At 29.6% G+C, this 20,105-nt stretch carries 13 protein-coding genes; 10 read left to right on the plus strand and 3 right to left on the minus strand.

The features are described 5' to 3' along the window. Positions 1–25: 25 nt before the first annotated feature. The 3 genes from dnaE (at position 26) to G324_RS0104030 (ending at position 4,887) form a co-directional block, all read left to right on the plus strand. Entirely contained in the window at positions 26–2,965 is a 2,940-nt protein-coding gene (dnaE, locus tag G324_RS0104020; protein ID WP_025725114.1) for a DNA polymerase III subunit alpha, read from the plus strand. A 4-nt stretch (positions 2,966–2,969) separates the two neighbouring features. Beyond that, entirely contained in the window at positions 2,970–4,205 is a 1,236-nt protein-coding gene (locus G324_RS0104025) for an aminopeptidase (protein ID WP_025725115.1), read from the plus strand. A gap of 103 nt (positions 4,206–4,308) precedes the next feature. Then, positions 4,309–4,887: an NADPH-dependent FMN reductase gene (locus G324_RS0104030; RefSeq protein ID WP_025725116.1), complete on the plus strand. Its 579-nt coding sequence runs from the start codon at positions 4,309–4,311 to the stop codon at positions 4,885–4,887. A 39-nt stretch (positions 4,888–4,926) separates the two neighbouring features. Here the strand turns inward: G324_RS0104030 and G324_RS0104035 are convergent, their stop codons facing one another. Then, on the minus strand, positions 4,927–5,850 hold the full coding sequence (locus tag G324_RS0104035) for a lactonase family protein (RefSeq protein ID WP_025725117.1): 924 nt from the start codon (positions 5,848–5,850) through the stop codon (positions 4,927–4,929). Positions 5,851–6,041: 191 nt separating this feature from the next. Between G324_RS0104035 and acpP the strand changes: the two genes are divergently transcribed. The 5 genes from acpP (at position 6,042) to G324_RS0104060 (ending at position 13,220) form a co-directional block, all read left to right on the plus strand. After that, the gene (gene acpP, locus G324_RS0104040; RefSeq protein ID WP_025725118.1) at positions 6,042–6,275 is read left to right on the plus strand and encodes an acyl carrier protein; all 234 of its coding nucleotides are present in this window, start codon (positions 6,042–6,044) and stop codon (positions 6,273–6,275) included. A 95-nt stretch (positions 6,276–6,370) separates the two neighbouring features. After that, the gene (gene leuS / locus G324_RS0104045; protein ID WP_025725119.1) at positions 6,371–8,782 is read left to right on the plus strand and encodes a leucine--tRNA ligase; all 2,412 of its coding nucleotides are present in this window, start codon (positions 6,371–6,373) and stop codon (positions 8,780–8,782) included. Between the two features lie 106 nt (positions 8,783–8,888). Next, positions 8,889–9,632: a hypothetical protein gene (locus tag G324_RS0104050; protein WP_051457525.1), complete on the plus strand. Its 744-nt coding sequence runs from the start codon at positions 8,889–8,891 to the stop codon at positions 9,630–9,632. A gap of 150 nt (positions 9,633–9,782) precedes the next feature. Further along, on the plus strand, positions 9,783–12,383 hold the full coding sequence (gene adhE, locus G324_RS0104055; RefSeq protein ID WP_025725121.1) for a bifunctional acetaldehyde-CoA/alcohol dehydrogenase: 2,601 nt from the start codon (positions 9,783–9,785) through the stop codon (positions 12,381–12,383). A 66-nt stretch (positions 12,384–12,449) separates the two neighbouring features. Beyond that, positions 12,450–13,220, plus strand: a complete 771-nt coding sequence (locus tag G324_RS0104060) for an AAC(3) family N-acetyltransferase (RefSeq protein ID WP_025725122.1) — start codon at positions 12,450–12,452, stop codon at positions 13,218–13,220. A gap of 48 nt (positions 13,221–13,268) precedes the next feature. Here the strand turns inward: G324_RS0104060 and mnmM are convergent, their stop codons facing one another. After that, entirely contained in the window at positions 13,269–13,796 is a 528-nt protein-coding gene (gene mnmM, locus G324_RS0104065) for a tRNA 5-(aminomethyl)-2-thiouridylate-methyltransferase MnmM (protein ID WP_025725123.1), read from the minus strand. Continuing rightward, positions 13,762–14,730, minus strand: coding sequence for a tRNA modification radical SAM protein MnmL/YtqA (gene mnmL, locus G324_RS0104070; RefSeq protein WP_425393918.1), 969 nt, complete (start codon positions 14,728–14,730; stop codon positions 13,762–13,764). Before mnmL ends, mnmM begins: the two co-directional genes overlap by 35 nt. Positions 14,731–14,788: 58 nt before the next feature. Here mnmL and G324_RS0104075 point away from each other — a divergent pair, with 58 nt between their 5' ends. Both G324_RS0104075 and G324_RS0104080 read left to right on the plus strand, forming a co-directional pair. Beyond that, complete coding sequence (locus G324_RS0104075; protein ID WP_025725125.1) at positions 14,789–15,556, plus strand: DUF1189 family protein; 768 nt, start codon at positions 14,789–14,791, stop codon at positions 15,554–15,556. Positions 15,557–15,564: 8 nt separating this feature from the next. Beyond that, complete coding sequence (locus G324_RS0104080) at positions 15,565–20,076, plus strand: PolC-type DNA polymerase III (RefSeq protein ID WP_025725126.1); 4,512 nt, start codon at positions 15,565–15,567, stop codon at positions 20,074–20,076. Positions 20,077–20,105: the final 29 nt, after the last annotated feature.

Below are 20,105 nucleotides of genomic sequence, written 5' to 3' on the forward strand. Positions count from 1 at the left end.
GATATAGAAAGGTAGTTTAATAAATTTGGTTGGTACATTATATACTCAAAGTGCATATTCAATATTAAAATCCACACTTTCTTTAGAAGTGATTTTTGATAATGCTAAAAATAGTAACCATGATTTTGTAGCAATCACTGATTATCATAACCTACATGCACTATATAAGATTTTAGTTTTAAGTAAAGACTATCAAATGAAAATAATTTTAGGCATTGAAATGAATTTAATCTTTGAGGATTCAAAAATTAAACTATTAGTTTATGCAAGAAACGACAAAGAACTAGAATATTTAATTAAACTTTCTAGTTATATCTCAATGGAACCAAAATTAAAGTTAATGGATATTATAGATGAGTTAAATCATTTGGTTGTAGTTATTCCAAATACACAAGTGCTATTTACTCATAATTACAATGATGTGACCATCATAGAAAATATGATGATTAAATTAAAGAATATAATAAATAATTTATTTTTAGGCATATCTAACCAATCAGAATTATATGAATTTAATATTACTCCACTGACATTTAAAATAGCTAAAAACTTAAAAATAAAATTACTACCGACTTATCAAAATAGTTATTTTAAAAAAAATGATAAAAAATCATATGAAATAATTAGAAAAATAGATAATAGTTCATATACCGATGATCATACCAACTTAAATTTTTTATCAAAAGATGAATTGTTAGAACATTATAGAGACTATAATTTTGTATTTGATAATTTAAAACAAGTTTTTTCAAATACCAAATACAACTATTTAAATAATCAACAAGAACTACCAAAGTTTCCTACAAAAGATAATGTTGAAAGCCATATATATTTAAATGCATTATCTACACTAGGACTTAAAAAAAGATTAAAAAATGTTAGTAATAAAGTATATCATGCATATTTAGAACGATTAAATCATGAACTAAATGTAATTCATCAAATGGGTTATGATGACTATTTTTTAATAGTTTATGATTTTGTAAGATATGCAAAAACAAATGATGTTTTAGTGGGTCCAGGACGAGGTAGTGCTGCAGGTAGTTTAGTTGCATACTGTTTAGGAATTACAGAAGTTGATCCTTTAGAATATAATCTCTTGTTTGAAAGATTTTTAAATATTGATCGTAAAACAATGCCCGATATAGATCTAGACTTTCCAGATGATAAAAGAGACTTAGTTATTGAATATGTAAAGAATAAATACGGGAAAAACCATGTAGTAACTATATCCACATTTACAAATCTAACAACAAAAACATCCATGCGAGATATTGCTAGACAAATGGGTATGAGTCAATCAAGGATTAATGCAATTGTTGCAAGTCATTCAAAAGGAATACTTGATGAAAGTGACCTTGAAGCAATGGAACTTGTAAGAATTGCACAATTAATTGAAGGTATACCAAGACAAACAGGCACACATCCGGCAGGTATTATTATTTCTAAAAATGACTTAACAACCCTTATTCCGTTAACAAACGGACCAAAATCAATATTTCAATCGCAGTTTGAAGCAAGTGACTTAGAATCACTAGGTTTCTTAAAAATAGATTTTCTAGGTTTAAAAAATCTAAGTATCATTGATCAAGTACTAAAACTTGAAAATAACAAAATTAAATTAAGTGAGATTCCTTTAAATGATTCTAAAACATATCAATTATTATCTAATGTTGATGTTGATGGTGTATTCCAATTAGAATCACAAGGTATGAAAAATACCTTAAGGAAGTTGAAACCTTCTAATTTTGAAGATATAGTTGCTATATTAGCGCTATATAGACCTGGACCTATGCAGTTTATTGATGATTATATTGAAAGAAGACATGGAAAAAAATATGAGTTACTAGATTCTAGTATTGATCATATATTAGAACCAACATACGGAATTATTGTCTATCAAGAACAAATCATGAATATTCTACAACTCTATGCAGGATATAGTCTAAGCGAGGCAGATATAATAAGGCGGGCAATATCTAAAAAGAACAGAGATATTATAGAAAAAGAAAAACTATTATTTATAGAAAAATCAAGTCAATTAGGTAAAAATAAAGATCAAGCTCTTAAAATATATAATTATATAGAAAAGTTTGCTGACTACGGATTTAATAGAAGCCATAGTGTCTCTTATGCTTTAGTTGCCTATCAAATGGCTTACTTAAAAACTCATTACTACATATCCTTTATGAGCGTATTAATGTCTCAAAATGTATCTAATACCTCTTCGATAAAAAGTTCAATAAATGAAATGAGTAATAGAAATATTAAAGTATATGGACCAGACATTAATGTGAGTACAACTGAATTTATACCCTATAAAGACGGTATTTTAGCACCTTTAAGTTTAATAAAGGGAATTGGTAATACAATTACACAAAAAATAATTGAACTTAGACCATTTAAGGATTATAATGATTTCAAATCAAAAGTTGCTCAGGTTTTAAATGAAAAATATATTGAAGTTTTAATATATGGTGGGGCACTAGATATATTTGGTTTAAATAAAGCAACTCTGCTTGATCAAAACAATTTAAATCAGTCAGGCTTTGAAAACTTTTTAGATGATTATAAACATATAGAATTAGATGAATTACCATTTAATATACTTAAAGAAAAAGAATTAGAAGTACTAGGATTTAATTTAAACTATACGCTTGATAATAGCTTAAGAAAAATCATGTTAAAATATAAGATAAAGCCAATTAATCTTAATATGAATGTTATAAAAACAATTGGTTATATCGAGGATATAAGAGTTATTAAAACCAAAAATGGCGATGATATGGCTTTTATTAAGTTTAATTCTAATGAGGTTTTAGATCTTATATGCTTTCCTAATGTATATAAAGAATATAAAAATTTATTAAATGAACCATATATCTATATTGAAGCAACCAAAAATAAAAAAGATAATAATGAAAACAGTTATATCTTACAAAAATTAAAGAAAGTAAAGGAATAAAAATATGCCTAATAAAATATTATTAGAAAAATATGCAAGACTAGCAGTTGTTACAGGTGCTAATGTACAAAAAGGACAAATTGTTGTCTTAAGAACATCAACAGAAGCTGTTGAATTAACAAGAGAAGTTGCAAGACAAGCTTATATTGCAGGTGCAAAAAAAGTACATGTAATTTGGAATGATGAACCAATCTCAAAGTCAGGTTATGAATTTGCATTAACAGAAGATTTAAAGGAAATGCCACAATGGTCAATTGATCAATACAAATACTTTGTTGACAATAATGCGGCATTCATTTCAATTGTTTCACCAATACCTAATGCACTTGCTGGTGTAGACAGCCAAAAAATGCAAGAAGTTATGGTTGAAAATATGAAAAAAATCAATTTCTTTAGAGAACATACAATGGGTAATAAGTCACAATGGACTATTGTTGCAGCATCTAATCCATCATGGGCTAAAAAATTATTCCCTGAATTACAAGTTGATGTAGCAGTAGAAAAATTATGGGATGCAATTTTTGGAGCATGTAGAGTATTAATTGACAATGATCCGGTTGAAGCATGGAAAGCTCATAATGAGTACTTAAGAAGAAATAATAAAGTACTAAACGATTCAAACTTTAAATCACTACACTTTACAAACAGTTTAGGAACAGATTTAGTCGTTGAATTAATTGAGGATCATATTTGGGCAGGTGGTTCTGAAAAAGCCGGAAATGGTGTCATTTTTAATCCAAATATACCAACAGAAGAGTCATTTACTATGCCATTTAAATTTGGTACACAAGGTCGTGTAGTTGCAACTAAACCACTTAATAATGCAGGACGTATTATTGAAGATTTCTGGTTAGAGTTTAAAGATGGTAAAGTTGTTGATTTTGATGCAAAAGTTGAAAAAGAAGCACTTCAAAACATTTTAGATTTTGATGCAAACTCAAGATATATTGGTGAAATTGCATTAATTTCTCATGATTCACCAATTTCTAATACAAATATTTTATTTTTAAACACACTATTTGATGAAAATGCAAGTTGCCATATGGCATTAGGTAGAGCATACCCAATGAATGTTAAAAATGGTAATGAAACACCAATTAACGAACTAGAGAAAAAAGGCTATAACAATTCAATGACACACGTTGACTTCATGTTTGGCTCAAAAGATATGAAAATTGTTGGAACAAAACAAGATGGTTCAAAAGTATTAGTGTTTGAAAATGGAAATTTTGTAATTTAAACCACAATTAAAGATCTACTAAAGCAAATAACTTGTGTATATTTCGAATTCGTAATATTATAAGGATGAATAAAAAATATATTAAACAAGGAGATTATAAAATATGTCAGTTAAAATAGGAATTGTTCTTGGATCTATTCGTGAAGGTAGAGCAGGAGAAGCGGTAGCTAAATGGGTTTTAGAAAACGCTCAAAATAGAAATGATGAAAATGTTACATATGAAATAGTAGATTTAAAATCTTTTGATTTACCATTTTTAGGGTTAGCACCAAACGAAAGCCAAGGTGCAGCAATCAAAAAATGGAGTGAAACAATGGCTTCATTTGATGGTTATGTATTAGTAACACCAGAATACAACCACGTAGTACCAGGTGCATTACAAAATGCTTTCCAATTCTTACAACCAGAAGTTGCTAATAAAGCATTAGCATTTGTAGGTTATGGATGGTTAGGAGCTGCTCGTGGAATTGTTGGATTTAGAGCACATTTAGCATATCAACAAATTGCAATGACTCAACAACAAATCAACTTATCATTCCCAACAGATTTTGAAAATGTCATGACTCCGCAACAAGCATTTAAACCAGGTGCATGGCACGATCAAGAATTAAACACATTGTTTACACAATTATTAGGCTGGTCTAAAGCATTAAAAGCTTTAAGAGATGGTCAAATTAAATAATTAAAAAAATAAGGTCACCTTTCGGTGACCTTTATATTTTTATGGAATAAAAAAGATAGATGTAGGTTCTGGTACATTAATTGTTTTTAAAAACTTTAAGGCGCCAGTTTCCGTATTACGCTCAAAGATAGCAACATTATTTGATTGTAAGTTGCCTACAACTAAATGTGACTCATCTAGTGAAAGATTAAAGTCTCTTGGGTGTTTACCATGTGAATTGTATATTTTCTTTAACTTAAGACCGCCATCATCTAAAACTTCAAAATGAGTAATTGCATCAAAACCTCTATTTGAAACATAAAGATGTTTTTGATTAGTAGTTAAGCGAATTGCAGCAGATGTAATTCCATTAAAGTTTTTATCTAATGTTTTATATTTTTTAGTAAATTCTAACTTTTCATTGAAAACATAAACTTCTCTTGAATATTCAGTTAAGCAATAAACAAAACCTTTTTCTGATATAACTAAATGTCTTGGTCCAACACCTTTATGAAGTGTTAAGTCCTTTTTAGGTACTAATTTTAAATCTTTATCAAACGTATATGTAAAGATTGTATCTAAACCTAAATCACAAACAAACAGTGTTTGGCTATTGACATCATAAACCACTTGATGTGCATGTGAACCTGTAGGATAGATATAGGTTTGAATCTTTTTAGTTAAAGTTCCATCAAATTTATAAGTGGATATTTGACCTGCATGATAATTTGCTGTAAATATCATTTCCAATGATGGTTCATAAAAAATATGAGAAGGTGCACTTGTTTCAGAGTGATCTTCATAAACTAATGTATCATTTTGATAAACTTCTATTCCACCTCTAGCAATTGTAAATAAATGACCATCTTCAATCGTAAAATAAGTGGGATTAAATAGCCTCATATGTAACGAAACTTTTTCTTCATCGACTAAATAAATTCCTTCAGATGTATTTTTAGTATATGTACCAACTAAGTATTTCATATAAATTCCTCGACTTTCTTTACTATTATATCATTTTACTGACTTTCAATAAACATAAGAATATCATTAAATAATGTAAAAAAATAAAAAATACTTTGAACTACAAACTTTCTGTATTTAAAACTGTAGACAATAATAAAATTATGATATAATGATTTGTACATAACAGGAAAACTGTAGGAGGTTTTATAATGGCAGATATTTTTGACAAAGTCAAAGCACTTATCGTTGATGAGTTAGCAGTAGATGAAGCTTTAGTAAATCTAGACTCAAGATTAGTAGAAGATTTAGGAGCAGATTCAATTGATGCTGTGGAATTAATCATGACTGTAGAAGATGAATTTTCTATTGAAATTTCTGATGAAGTTCTACAAAACATTAAAACTGTGAATGATTTGGTATCATATATCAAAGACAATCAATAGTAAAAACATCTCCTCTAGTTTAGGAGATTTTTTTTTGATTGAAATGTAGTCTATAATTCTATATAATAGAATGTATTGAAATGAGGTAATACCCTATGCAAAATTATGATTTTAGAGAAATTGAAGATAAATGGCAAGAGCATTGGTTAAATTTGAAATTATTTAAAACTAAAAATGACCGTTTTCACCCCAAATACTATGTATTAGATATGTTTCCATATCCATCAGCATCAGGTTTACATGTTGGGCATATTGAAGGATATACAGCAACGGATATCGTTTCTCGTTTTAAACGTATGCAAGGTTATAATGTTCTACATCCTATGGGTTGGGATGCTTTTGGTTTGCCTAGCGAACAATATGCACTTGCAACCGGAAAAGATCCAAAATCATTTACATACCAAAACATTAAAAATTTCAAAAGACAAATCATTGAAATGGGAAAAGGTGTTGACTGGGATAAAGAACTAGCAACAACAGACCCTGAGTATTTTAAATGGACTCAGTGGATTTTTAAGCGCCTATATGAAAAAGGATTAGCTGTTTTAAAAGATGTTGAAGTTAACTGGTGTGAAGGATTAGGTACAGTATTAGCAAATGATGAAATTGAAATTATTGATGGACAAATGGTATCTGAACGTGGGCATTATCCAGTTATTAAAAAACCAATGCGTCAATGGGTTTTAAAAATAACAGAATATGCTGATCGCCTATTAGATGATTTAGATTTAGTTGACTGGCCGGAAAACTTAAAAGAAATGCAAAGAAACTGGATTGGTAAATCCAGTGGAACAGTTATTACATTTGAAGTATCAGGCACTAATCATACTTTTGAAGTATTTACAACCAGACCAGATACAATTTATGGTGTAACCTATTTGGTATTAGCTCCAGAACATCCATTAGTTGAAGAAATAATCAATGAAGATGAAAGAAAAGACGTATTAAAATATATTGAGCAAACTAAAATGAAATCAGATTTAGATAGAATTTCAGATAAATCTAAAACTGGTGTCTTTACTGGTGCATTTGCAAGACATCCAATGACAAACCAATTAATTCCTATATGGATTGGTGATTACGTATTACCAAATTATGGAAAAGGTGCAGTAATGGCAGTACCAGCACATGATGAACGTGACTATGAGTTTGCTATGCAATATGGACTAAACATTATTGAAGTTATAAAAGGTGGAACAGATGGTGCTTTCACAGGTGATGGTATACATCATCATTCAGGTATTTTAGATGGCTTATACAATCTTGATGCAATAAAAAAGATAAACGAACATCTAGAAAAAAGAAATATTGGATATACACATCACACATATAAATTAAGAGACTGGGTTTTTAGTCGTCAACGTTATTGGGGCGAACCATTTCCTGTAATATATGATGAAGAAGGAAACATTCATTTAGTTCCTGATGACGAATTACCTTTAGAACTACCTTACTTAGAATACATTAAACCAAGTGGTACAGGTGAATCACCACTTGCAAATGCACACGATTGGTTATATGTAGACCTTAATGGTAAAAAAGGTAGAAGAGATACCAATACAATGCCACAACTTGCAGGATCAAGCTGGTATTATATTGCTTATATTCTAAAAAATAATCTAGGGTATATACCTTTTGATAGTAATGAAGCAAAAACAATCTTAGACCAATTTCTACCAGTTGATTTATATGTAGGTGGGACAGAACACGCTGTAGGTCATTTACTTTATACTAGATTTTGGCATAAATTCTTCTATGACTTAGGCTTTGTAAGTACAAAAGAACCATTTATGAAATTAGTAAATCAAGGTATGATATTAGGTGAAGATCATTCTAAGATGAGTAAATCTAAAGGAAATAGCGTATCCCCTGATGAATTCTATGATACACATGGTGCAGATGCATTACGTTTATTTGAAATGTTTATGGGACCTTTAGAAGCTGAGAAACCATGGAGTAACGATGGATTAGATGGCGCTAAAAGATTCTTAGACCGTGTATGGCGTATGTTTGATTTTGAAATTACAAAAGATGATGTTACATCACTTGATACAATACTTCACCAAACAATTAAAAAAGTTACAGAAGATTATGAAAAATTAGCATTTAACACTGCAATTGCTCAAATGATGATATTTGTAAATGAAGTGTATAAAGTTAAATCAATTGGATCAAAACAAGCAAGAACATTTATTAAGTTATTAAATCCAATTGTCCCACACATTACAGAAGAGATTAATCAAACAATATTAAATCATCATGAAGAATTAATATATTCTGAATGGCCAACATATGATCCTATACATTTAATTGAAACTGAGGTTGAAATTGTTATTCAAGTTAATGGTAAATTAAGAGGACGTTTAAAAATGCTTAAAGATTTACCTGAAGTAGATGTAAAAACTGAAGCCTTAAAACATGAAAATGTGGTCAAACATATTGAAGGCTTAAATGTGGTTAAAGTTATTGTTATACCTAATAAGATCGTAAATATAGTAGTAAAGTAAAAAAAGTTATGAAATCAACCTCAAATTGAGGTTGATTTTTTACTTATAAATAAAGAATGTAGTAAAATATCCTTATCAAATATTAATATAATCGGGGGAAATAAAATTGAGTAAATTGTTAGATAGGATGCAATTGATTGCAGACGGGTTAAATAAATTTGAAGATGTTATTTGTCTTTTAGGTCTAGGCAGTTTATATGAAACAGATAGACTTGATGACTACTCGGATCTTGATTTTTTCTTGATAGTTAAAAATGGTTGTAAAGATAAATTTATTAAAGACTTAAGTTGGCTATCTAATATACCTGTAACTTACCTTTTTAAAAATACTCCAGATGGCTATAAATTCTTTTATGAAGATGGAATATATGGTGAGTTTGCAGTATTTTCGGAAGAAGAAATATCTAAGGCACATTACAACAAAGGTAAAATATTTTATCTAAAAGAAGGATATGATCCGATTTTGTTGAAAACAGAAAATGAACCAAAACCTAAAACAGTTTATATTGATTATAATATGAATGAGGCATTAACCAATATTTATGTAGGATTAACGAGATTAAAAAGAGGTGAGGTATCATCTGCAACTACGTTTATTCAAACATATGCTTATAATAATATATTAGAAATTATTGATACAATTTTTCCTAAAGAAGAAGGATTTAAAGATTTATATGTAAATGAAAGAAGAATAGAATTTAGACATAGTAATATTTTTCAGATATTATCAAATATGAAGCAAGGATATTTAAAAAATAAAGAATCAGCTGGATTTATTATTGATTTTATTAATGAAAATCTTTCACCAAATATTTTCATAATAAATCAAATAAAGAAACTTCTAGACTAAATATTTACACTAAATAAGCGATTTAATCGCTTATTTTTATTTGAAAATTGTATGAAAACGTGTTCATTATAACTTTACTTTATTTTAAAATAATATTTAGTAAAATGAAACTATCCAAACAATTCAAAAAATAAATAGGAGTAAATTAATATGGAAAAAGATAAACTTATCTCTAACGAGGTAGACTTTTTAGTCACGCATGCTTTAGGAGCATTAGATGAATATATGGGCTACACTCAAGAAAAAATTGACGAGATTGTAGCAAAAGTATCAGTTGAAGCAATTGATGCACATGGCCTACTAGCTAAACTTGCAGTAGAGGAAACAAATAGAGGGATTTTTGAAGATAAAGCCACTAAGAACTTATTTGCTGTTGAATATGTTATTAATCATATGAGACACTTAAAGACGGTTGGCATAATCTCTGAAGATAAAGTTACAGGTATAACAGAAATAGCTGATCCGGTTGGTGTTGTGTGTGCAATCACACCAGTAACTAACCCTACATCAACAACAATTTTTAAATCACTTATTGCACTTAAAACTAGAAATCCGATTATATTTGCATTTCATCCTAATGCACAAAAAAGCAGTTTAGAAGCAGCAAAAATTATTCGTGATGCAGCAGTAAAGGCTGGGGCACCTAGAAATTGTATTTCATGGATAGAAAATCCAAGTCTTGAAAATACGAATAAATTAATGAATCATGAAGGTGTTGCAACCATTTTAGCAACAGGCGGTAATGCAATGGTTAAGGCTGCTTATTCATGTGGCAAACCAGCACTTGGTGTAGGCGCAGGTAATGTGCCGGCATATATTGAAAAGTCTGCAAACCTTAAACAAGCTATTAATGATATTGTAATGTCTAAGGCATTTGATAATGGTATGGTTTGTGCCTCTGAACAAGCAGTTATTATTGATAAAGAAATATATGATGAGGCATTATGTTTATTTAAAAAGTATCATGTACATCTTTGTAGTAAAGAAGAAAAAGAAAAATTAGAACAATTCATGTTTCCTAATAAGGATAAATTGAACCCATATGTTGTTGGAAAAAGTGCACATCATATTGCTTTAAAATCTGGATTTAATGTACCTGATAATACTAATATTTTATTAGTTGAATGCAAAAATGTAGGGGCTAATGAACCATTAACGCGTGAAAAACTATCACCTGTTCTTGCAATGATTAAATCAAAAGATAGTAATGACGGTATTAAGTTAGCTACAAATATGGTTGAACTTGACGGACTTGGGCATTCTGCAGTTATCCATACAAATGTTGATGAAATTAAAAAAGAATTTGGACTAGCTCTAAAAACTGTAAGAATTATTGTAAACTCTCCTGCAACATTTGGGGGCATAGGAAATATATATAACCGCTTTATTCCTTCTTTAACATTAGGTTGTGGATCTTATGGTAAGAACTCTATATCAGATAATGTTAGTGCAATACATCTACTTAATATTAAGCGTATTGGTGAAAGGAAGAATAATATGCAATGGTTTAAAGTGCCTTCAAAAATATACTTTGAAAAAGATTCTATTGAGTATCTAAGACAAATGCGTGATGTAAATAAGGTTGTCATTGTTACAGATCGCGTTATGGTTGATTTAGGATATGTTAAAAAAATAACAGATCAATTAAGTTTAAGAAGAAATCATGTAGTTTATCAATTATTTACCGATGTTGAAGCAGATCCATCCTTAGATACCGTAATTAAAGGTTATAAACTGATGAAATCATTCCAACCAGATACAATTATAGCAATCGGTGGTGGTTCACCAATGGATGCTGCAAAAGCAATGTGGTTATTTTATGAAAATCCAGATGTGGACTTTAATGACTTAAAACAAAAGTTTATGGATATTAGAAAACGCGCATTTAGATATCCAGATTTAGGTAGAAAAACAAAGCTTGTTTGTATACCTACGACATCGGGAACCGGTAGTGAGGTTACACCTTTTGCTGTCATTACAGATACAAAAGAAAGTAAAAAATATCCACTAGCTGATTACTCACTAACTCCAACTGTTGCAATTATTGACCCAGCACTTACACTTACTCAACCTAAAGGTGTTACAGCAGATACTGGAATGGATGTACTAACCCATGCAGTTGAAGCATATGTTTCAGTACTTGCAAATGACTATACGGATGCACTAGCTATTCAAGCAGTTAAAATGGTATTTGAATACTTAAAACGTGCATATGATAATGGTAATGATTTTGAAGCTAGAGAAAAAATGCATAATGCATCAACTATGGCAGGTATGGCATTTGGAAATGCCTTCTTAGGAATTTCACATTCTATGGCGCACAAAGTAGGTGGTAGATACCATATTCCACACGGTAGAATTAATGCGATACTCTTACCACATGTTATCTTATATAATGGCACAACACCTTCAAAACTTTCAACTTGGCCAAAATATAACCATTACATAGCAGATGAAAAATATATGAATTTAGCACGTGCGATTGGACTTGATCCAAAAAATGCTAAAGAAGGTGTTACTATGTTTGCAAAAGCATGTTACGATTTAGGACAATCTTTAGGAATTGAAATGAGTTTTAATAAACAAAATACGGATGAAGTAGATTATATGAAAAATGTAGAAAACCTTGCATACTTAGCATATGAAGACCAATGTTCAACAGCGAATCCGAAATTACCGCTTGTAGAAGATATGAAAGAAATTCTAAAAAATGCTTATTTTGGTCATATATTCACACAAAAAAGTAACTAAAAAATCTAAACCTTTAAAAGCATCTTCTAAATGTTATAATAGATTAAAATGACTTGGAAGGTGAATATGGAAGAACTTATTAAACAATTAATACAAATGAACTTAAAACCAAATGATAATATACTTATCCACAGTTCAGTTAAGAAAATAAATAGAGATCCAGATCTAGTAATTAAAACTTTAATCAATTATTTTGATGAAGGTATGGTTTTACTACCTACGCATACTTGGGCTCAAATGAATAAAGAAAACAATAGATTTAATCCTAAGAAAGAACCATCTTGTGTGGGATTGTTAACAGAAAAATTTAGAAATTATCCAGGTGTATTAAGAAGTCTACAACCAACACACTCGATGGCCGGATATGGAAAAAATGTAAAGGAATTTATAGACTTAGACTTAAAATCAAATACGCCAGGAAGTCCTTTAGGCACATGGGGAAATTTAGATACGATTGATGCGAAAATATTACTTATTGGTTGCGACATGACAAGAAATACATATGTACATGCTATTGAAGAGGTGTTAAATATACCCGATAGATTAACTAAAGAACCAATCACATTTGAACTTGTAACAGATGAAGGCATCATTAAAAAAGATTTCTATAAACATTATTCATCTACAACAGCACATCTTTCTATGCACTATAAAAAAACTGAACAAAGATTAATTGAATTAGGAATTATTACAAAACACAAGTTTGGTGATGCGGATGTTTTAATGATGAATGCAAAAGATCTTAAAAAGCAAATTATTAAATGGTTAGAAGTAGATCCTCATTTATTTGATTATGATGGCGAGATGCCAAAATATTTATTTGATATTATCGCTTAAATAAAAAAATACAACTTGATTATAAAGTTGTATTTTTGTTTTAAGAGTTTAGTTGTTGTGCCAATAATAAATAATAGGTGCTTCATTTTTAGTAAAGTAAGGTAATCGAATGACTTCATATTTAATATTGGTCTTATCTAAAAATGATTGGATGGCTACTTGTTCAAGTAATCCTTCTTTATGACCTGGATATGCAACTAATAAGACAAACCCTAATCTATTTTTATAAAGTTGTTTCAATGTTTGAACGGTTTTTTCATGTTGTGTCGTAATTGATTGATCACCATTAGGTAAATAACCCAAATTAAATACAACACCATCATAATAATTTATTACTTTCGTTATATTTTCAAAACTAGATAAATGATAAGTAATGTTGTTATAATCTTTAGTTAATAATTTCGTGTTATTTAGTGCGATTTCTTGAATATCAAATGCGTGAACATGTTTAACTTTACTAGCTAAAAATAAAGTGTCATGTCCATTACCACAAGTAGCATCTATAACTACAGAATTTTCGTTAATTAATTTTTCTAATAAACTATGTGCGATTGTGATGATGTTTGTCTTTTTCATAATAATCACCCTGAAATAAATTAAGTTTACGTAAACGTTTATCTATTTCATTTGCTACTACAAACTTTTTCTTTGTCCATAAAGGAGCTATTAACATCTCATCAGGTGAATCACCTGTAACTCTATGTACAATGATATCTTTTCTTAACCAAAGAAGTTGATCAACTGTAATATCCACATACTCTTCAAGGGTTAGAAGTGGCCATGGATTTTTTAAATAATCATATCCCATTTTTGTTTTTTCCATTAAGTGTAACATATGTATTTTAATGCCTTGAATTGGCAGTGTATTTAGATGTTTAACAGTATCTAGCATCATCTCTTTAGTTTCTGTAGGTAGACCATTAATTATATGAACAACAACTTCAATACCTCTGGAATTTAGTCTTAAAACGGCGTCATCAAAGGTTTTTAAGTCATGTGCACGATTTATTAAATCACTGGTTGATTGATGAATTGTTTGCAGTCCAAGTTCGACTTGAACGGGCATTCTTTGATTTAATTCTTCTAAATAATCTAAAACATCTTCAGGTAAAGAATCGGGTCTTGTACCTAAAGATAACATCACTATTTTAGGATCTAATGAGATTGCTTCTTCATAAAGTTCTTTTAATCTAGGTAGTGGTGCATGTGTATTTGTATTTGCTTGAAAATAAGCAATATAAAGACCATCTTTCCATTTTTTATGCATTTGAGCTTTTATGTTTTCAAACTGTACCTTTAATGGATCTCTTTTATCTCCTGCAAAATCTCCTGAGCCCATCCATGAACAAAAAGTGCAGCCACCTGAAGCTACTGTACCATCAATATTTGGGCATGTAAAGCCACCATTTAAAGATACCTTGAATACCTTTTGATTATAATTTTTACGATAATAATTATTTAATGTATTATAATGTTTTTCTCTTGTTATTAAGTTCATACTTTCACCAATTTATATTTTATCATAATGCGGTCTATATGTTATAATGAAAGTTAAAGGAAGTGCTTAAATGTACCAGAGATTTAAACAAAGTTTATTTGCTCCAACTCAATTATTCCAATATATAAAAGACTCATGGACTTGTGTTTGGGTTTACTTTTTTTTATTGTTAGTTCTTGCAAGTCTACCATTTCTAATGGTACGTTTTGCAACCAATGGACTAACAGATTTAGAAAAGATGCTAATAAAAGAATCATTTAATGAAAATATTAGTGGTAATTATAAAATAGAAGACGGAAATCTGATAATTGATCAATCCATGATGAGTCAAGAAGTATATTTAAAAATTGATAGTTATACGATTGGTATTATTAATACTCCAGATTCTCCAGAATATAATATGATTCGAATTATTTTTGTAAAAGATGGAATTAGATTTTCAGTAGCTGGAGTTGATTCAACACTTTATAGCTATGAATCAATGAACTTACTTAATTATGATTTTAGTGATTACTCATCATCAAATATTGATAAATTTATTGGTGCGATTGATAAAGTTTTAATTATAAATAAAGAAGTCAATCAAACAGTACAATCACTAGTAATTATTACATCAACAATGATCGAGCTATTGTTCTTTATTTTATTGACAGTCATATTTAGCAGACATCCACTACCATTTAAATTAAAATTTAAAGTGGCAGTATATGTATCTACAATTTATGTTTTATTATCACTATTTGCATTATTTACAAATAATGGTATCTTTATTTTTGCAGGGATTATTTTGTTAATGGTTTACATGCGTAAAGCATTATCTAAAATAACATTACTTTAGGAGTTATTATGTCAACCAAATTTGATTTATTTTTACAACAAGCACAACTAAATACATTTCCGCTTTCTACTGCAAAACTAAATGAAGTAAAAGTAATAGAAAAAAAGAAAATTTTAAAGTTTGATATTACATTTGACGCTTTAATGTCATCAACTCAAATGAGTTTATTTATTACACAACTGCAAACTTTTTTTCAAAAACCAAATGTGGTAAATGAAATTGATTACCAATTTCAATTTAAAACATGCGAGTTAACCTCTTCATGCACAGAACATTTTGAGGCATTAGTGCATAGAGGTTCAGAAATATTTCAACCATTTGCAATATTTAAAAACTATAGTATTGAGTTTAAAGACAATACATATTTTATTTTAGTAGATAAAGATAGTAAAACTATTAAAAAATATTTACCCGCATTAAAAAAATATTTTATAAAACATGGTATTGATGTTGAATTTGAACTTAAATTAAATGAAGATTTAGAATCTGTTACAGATCAAGTGATGCAAAATATCGAATCACAACAAGAAATATTAGAAAGTTTAGTTAAAACACAAGATACCATTATTCTAGATAAAAAGACAACTTTTCAAAGAAAATCATCCCCGTCTGCTGTAGATATCAAAGAAATTCCAATGAGCGCTTATGAACTCGACAAATATCAAAACGAAAAAGGCGATGTAAACTTTTTGGTTGAAGGCGAAGTATTTAAAACTGAGTTTAGAGAACTTAGAAATACGAATTTACTAACAATTTCAATCTTTGATGAAACAGATGCAATCACCATTAAAAGATTTGTTAAAACGCCTAAAGATATTGCACTTGCAAAAGAGGTAAAAGTTGGCGATATTATCCAAGTTTCTGGTAATGCTCAGTATGACACCTTCCAAAAAGAAGTTGTACTAATGGCACGTGCTTTATATCAAATAGACCGACCTAAAAAGCAAGAAAGAATTGATAAAGCAAAAGAAAAACGCGTTGAATTTCATTTGCATACAAAAGCTTCACCAATGGATGCTATTACATCAATTGGTGATTATGTTGAAACACTTGAAAAGTGGGGGCATAAAGCTTTTGCAATTACAGATAGAAACGGTTTATATGCTTTCCCCGATTTGCATAAGGCAATTAAGGGTAAAAAGATTAAACCGATTTATGGTGTTCAACTAGATTTTGTTGATGATGAATCTTTTATTGTAGCATCAGATTATCATACTGACTTTTTACTTAAAGAAGCAACCTACACAGTTATAGATATTGAAACAACTGGATTATCTAACACTAGAGATAAAATTATAGAAATTGCGGCATATAAAATACGGTCAGGAATGATCTCTGATCGTTTTGAGATGTTAATTGATCCAGAAGAGAAATTAAGTGATATAACAATTAGAATTACAAACATCACAGATGACATGGTTCATGGGCAACCTAAAATTGAAGAAGTACTACCTCAATTTTTTGAATTTATAAAAGATACAGTACTTGTTGCACATAATGCATCATTTGATTCTGGTATGCTTTTTGAACATGCAAAAAAATTAAATATAAAACATGAAGAATTTGCTGTAATTGATACATTAAATATTGCAAGATATTTTTATAATGCAACCAATAAAGATAAAAACCATGCAAGATATTATGTGAATGATGCAGGAAATATTCCGGATTTAAAAAGATTTAATTTAAAAGCTGTAACAAAGTTTTTTAAAGTAAATTTAGAGGCACACCATAGAGCGATTTATGATGCTTATGCAACTGCTGAAGTATTCATTCACATGTTACAAGATTTTTACAAAGAAGATATTTTTTCATATTATGAACTTCAAACAGCAATTGATCCGGATGAGGCTTGGCGTCATCCAATTCCAAAATATGCAAATGTGCTTGCAATGAACCAAGAAGGTTACAAAAACTTATTTAAAGTTGTATCTGATGCACTAACGACACACTTTGATGGTGGCCCAAGATTATTAAAGTCTACTTTCTTAAAATATAGACAAGGACTATTAATTGGAAGTGGTTCTGAAAATGGTGAAGTCTTTGAAATGGCTTTAAATAGAAATGATGATGATTTAAGAAAAACTATTGAATTTTATGACTATATAGAAGTGCACCCATTAAATGCGTATCTTCATTTAGAAAAAGATTTAGGACAACTAGGTAGAGAAATCATTCAGGCAACAATAAAAAAGATTATTACAGTTGCTAAAGAATTAAACAAAATTGTAATTGCAACATCCAATGCCCACTATTTAAACCCAGAAGATAAAAAGTATAGAGAAATATATATTCAAACAAAATCTGTTGGTGGAGGATTACATCCACTAGCAAACTATGAAGTTTCCCCAGATCAACATCTACTAACAACAAACGAAATGCTAGAATCATTTTCATTTTTAGATGAAAAGCTGGCATATGAAATAGTTGTAACAAACACTCAAAAATTAAATGAAAAATTTGAAAATGTAGTTGCATTTCCAAAGGAATTATTTTCAATACCTGATGATGCATTTAAAGATACCTTAGGTATTAAATCGATTGCTGATCATGTAAAATTAATGGTCAATGAAAAAGCCACTGCACTATATGGTAATCCAATGCATCCATATGTAAAAGCTAGAGTGGATAAAGAACTAGATAAAATTATAGATAATAAGTTTGCACCAATTTACTATATTTCACATCTACTTGTTAAAAAATCATTAGAAGATGGTTATTTGGTTGGTTCTAGAGGATCTGTTGGTTCATCTTTAGTGGCAACTTTAATGGATATTACAGAAGTAAATCCATTAAGACCACATTACCGTTGTGAATCGGGTGATTATTCAGTTTTTAAAATGACAGAAGAAGAAATATATGAAATTGGATTTAAAGAAATTGATAAACCATATATTGAACATTTAAAACATGTTAAATCAGGCTATGATTTACCTGATATGAATTGCCCGCATTGTCAAAAGAAATTATTAAAAGATGGTCATGATATTCCATTTGAAACCTTCTTAGGTATTGATGGGGATAAAACACCAGATATTGATTTAAACTTTAGTGGTGATTATCAAGCAAAGGCGCATGATTATGTTAGAGAATTATTAGGTGAGGATTATACTTTTAGAGCTGGAACAATTCAAACGGTTGCAGAGCGAAATGCATATGGATATGTAAAGGGTTACCTAGAGTATTTAGGAAAAGAAGCTCGTGGTGCTTATATTGAAAAGTTAGCTAAAGGTATTGAAGGTGTAAAAAGATCAACAGGACAACATCCCGGTGGAATTATTGTAGTACCAAAAACAAAATCAATTTATGATGTGACACCGATTCAATATCCTGCAGACGATATAAATTCTCTATGGAAAACAACACATTTTGACTATCATGCATTTGAAGATAACTTATTAAAACTAGATATATTGGGTCACGATGACCCCACATTAATTAAATTTTTAATGGATTATGTTAAAGAACATCCAAACGACTTTCCATTTAAAAGAGCACAAGATATACCACTAGATGATCCAAAAGTATATAAATTATTCCAATCTCCAGAGGTAATTGGCATCAAATCAGATGAGGTATATGGAGATATTGCTAGTTATGGTATACCTGAGTTTGGTACACCATTTACAAGACAAATGTTACAAGATACTAGACCAAATACTTTTGCTGGATTAGTTAAAATTTCTGGGTTATCACATGGAACCGATGTTTGGTTAAAAAACTCGCAAGAACTGATTTTAGGCAATACTCAGTTTGGTAAAATATCATTTGATGATATTATTGGTTGTCGCGATGATATTATGGTAGGACTTTCTGATTTAGGAATGTCTGAGAGTAAAGCATTTGAAATTATGGAGTTTGTTAGAAAAGGTAGACCTTCTTCAAATCCTAAAAAATGGGCTGAATATGAAGCCGAAATGAAAGCAAGTAAAATTCCAGATTGGTATATTTGGAGTGCTTCATTAATTAAATATATGTTTCCTAAAGCTCATGCCACTGCCTATGTGATTATGGCAATGCGAATTGCTTGGTTTAAAGTTTATAGTCCATTACTATTTTATTCAGGTTATTTTTCTAAACGTGCGGTTCAATTTGAACATGATATTATGACTGCGGGTTATAACGCTATAAGAAATAGAATTAATCAGTTAAGAAAAGAACCTAATTTAACTGCCAAAGACCAAGATGTTTTAGTTACATTAATGATTGCTTTAGAAATGACCAAAAGAGGATTTAAATTCCTTCCAGTTCATATCAAAAAATCAGCAGCATCTGAATTTATAATGGAAAAAGATGGTCTTAGAATGCCTTTTGTATCCATTGATGGCTTAGGTATGCAAGCGGCCATAGGTATTGTAGAAGCAAGAAATGAAAAGCCGTTTACCTCAAAAGAAGATGCTAGAAAACGTGGTAAATTAAATAAAACAGTATTTGAAAAATTAGATATTGCTGGCTCATTTGATGACTTAAATGAAGTGAGTTCAGAACTTGAACATGGCTTGTTTGCCTATAAATATTAATTGTATAAATTTTTACATATTAGATAGTT

The sequence above is a fragment of the Acholeplasma granularum ATCC 19168 genome (assembly GCF_000526235.1).
GTDB lineage: Bacteria > Bacillota_I > Bacilli_A > Acholeplasmatales > Acholeplasmataceae > Acholeplasma > Acholeplasma granularum.

Excerpts from the sequence above, each read along its gene's own strand:
- adhE (WP_025725121.1), top strand. The coding sequence starts at position 9,783 with ATGGAAAAAGATAAACTTATCTCTAACGAGGTAGACTTTTTAGTCACG.
- G324_RS0104060 (WP_025725122.1), top strand. The coding sequence starts at position 12,450 with ATGGAAGAACTTATTAAACAATTAATACAAATGAACTTAAAACCAAAT.
- acpP (WP_025725118.1), top strand. The coding sequence starts at position 6,042 with ATGGCAGATATTTTTGACAAAGTCAAAGCACTTATCGTTGATGAGTTA.
- G324_RS0104080 (WP_025725126.1), top strand. The coding sequence starts at position 15,565 with ATGTCAACCAAATTTGATTTATTTTTACAACAAGCACAACTAAATACA.
- leuS (WP_025725119.1), top strand. The coding sequence starts at position 6,371 with ATGCAAAATTATGATTTTAGAGAAATTGAAGATAAATGGCAAGAGCAT.
- G324_RS0104035 (WP_025725117.1), bottom strand. The coding sequence starts at position 5,850 with ATGAAATACTTAGTTGGTACATATACTAAAAATACATCTGAAGGAATT.
- G324_RS0104030 (WP_025725116.1), top strand. The coding sequence starts at position 4,309 with ATGTCAGTTAAAATAGGAATTGTTCTTGGATCTATTCGTGAAGGTAGA.
- G324_RS0104025 (WP_025725115.1), top strand. The coding sequence starts at position 2,970 with ATGCCTAATAAAATATTATTAGAAAAATATGCAAGACTAGCAGTTGTT.
- G324_RS0104075 (WP_025725125.1), top strand. The coding sequence starts at position 14,789 with ATGTACCAGAGATTTAAACAAAGTTTATTTGCTCCAACTCAATTATTC.
- mnmM (WP_025725123.1), bottom strand. The coding sequence starts at position 13,796 with ATGAAAAAGACAAACATCATCACAATCGCACATAGTTTATTAGAAAAA.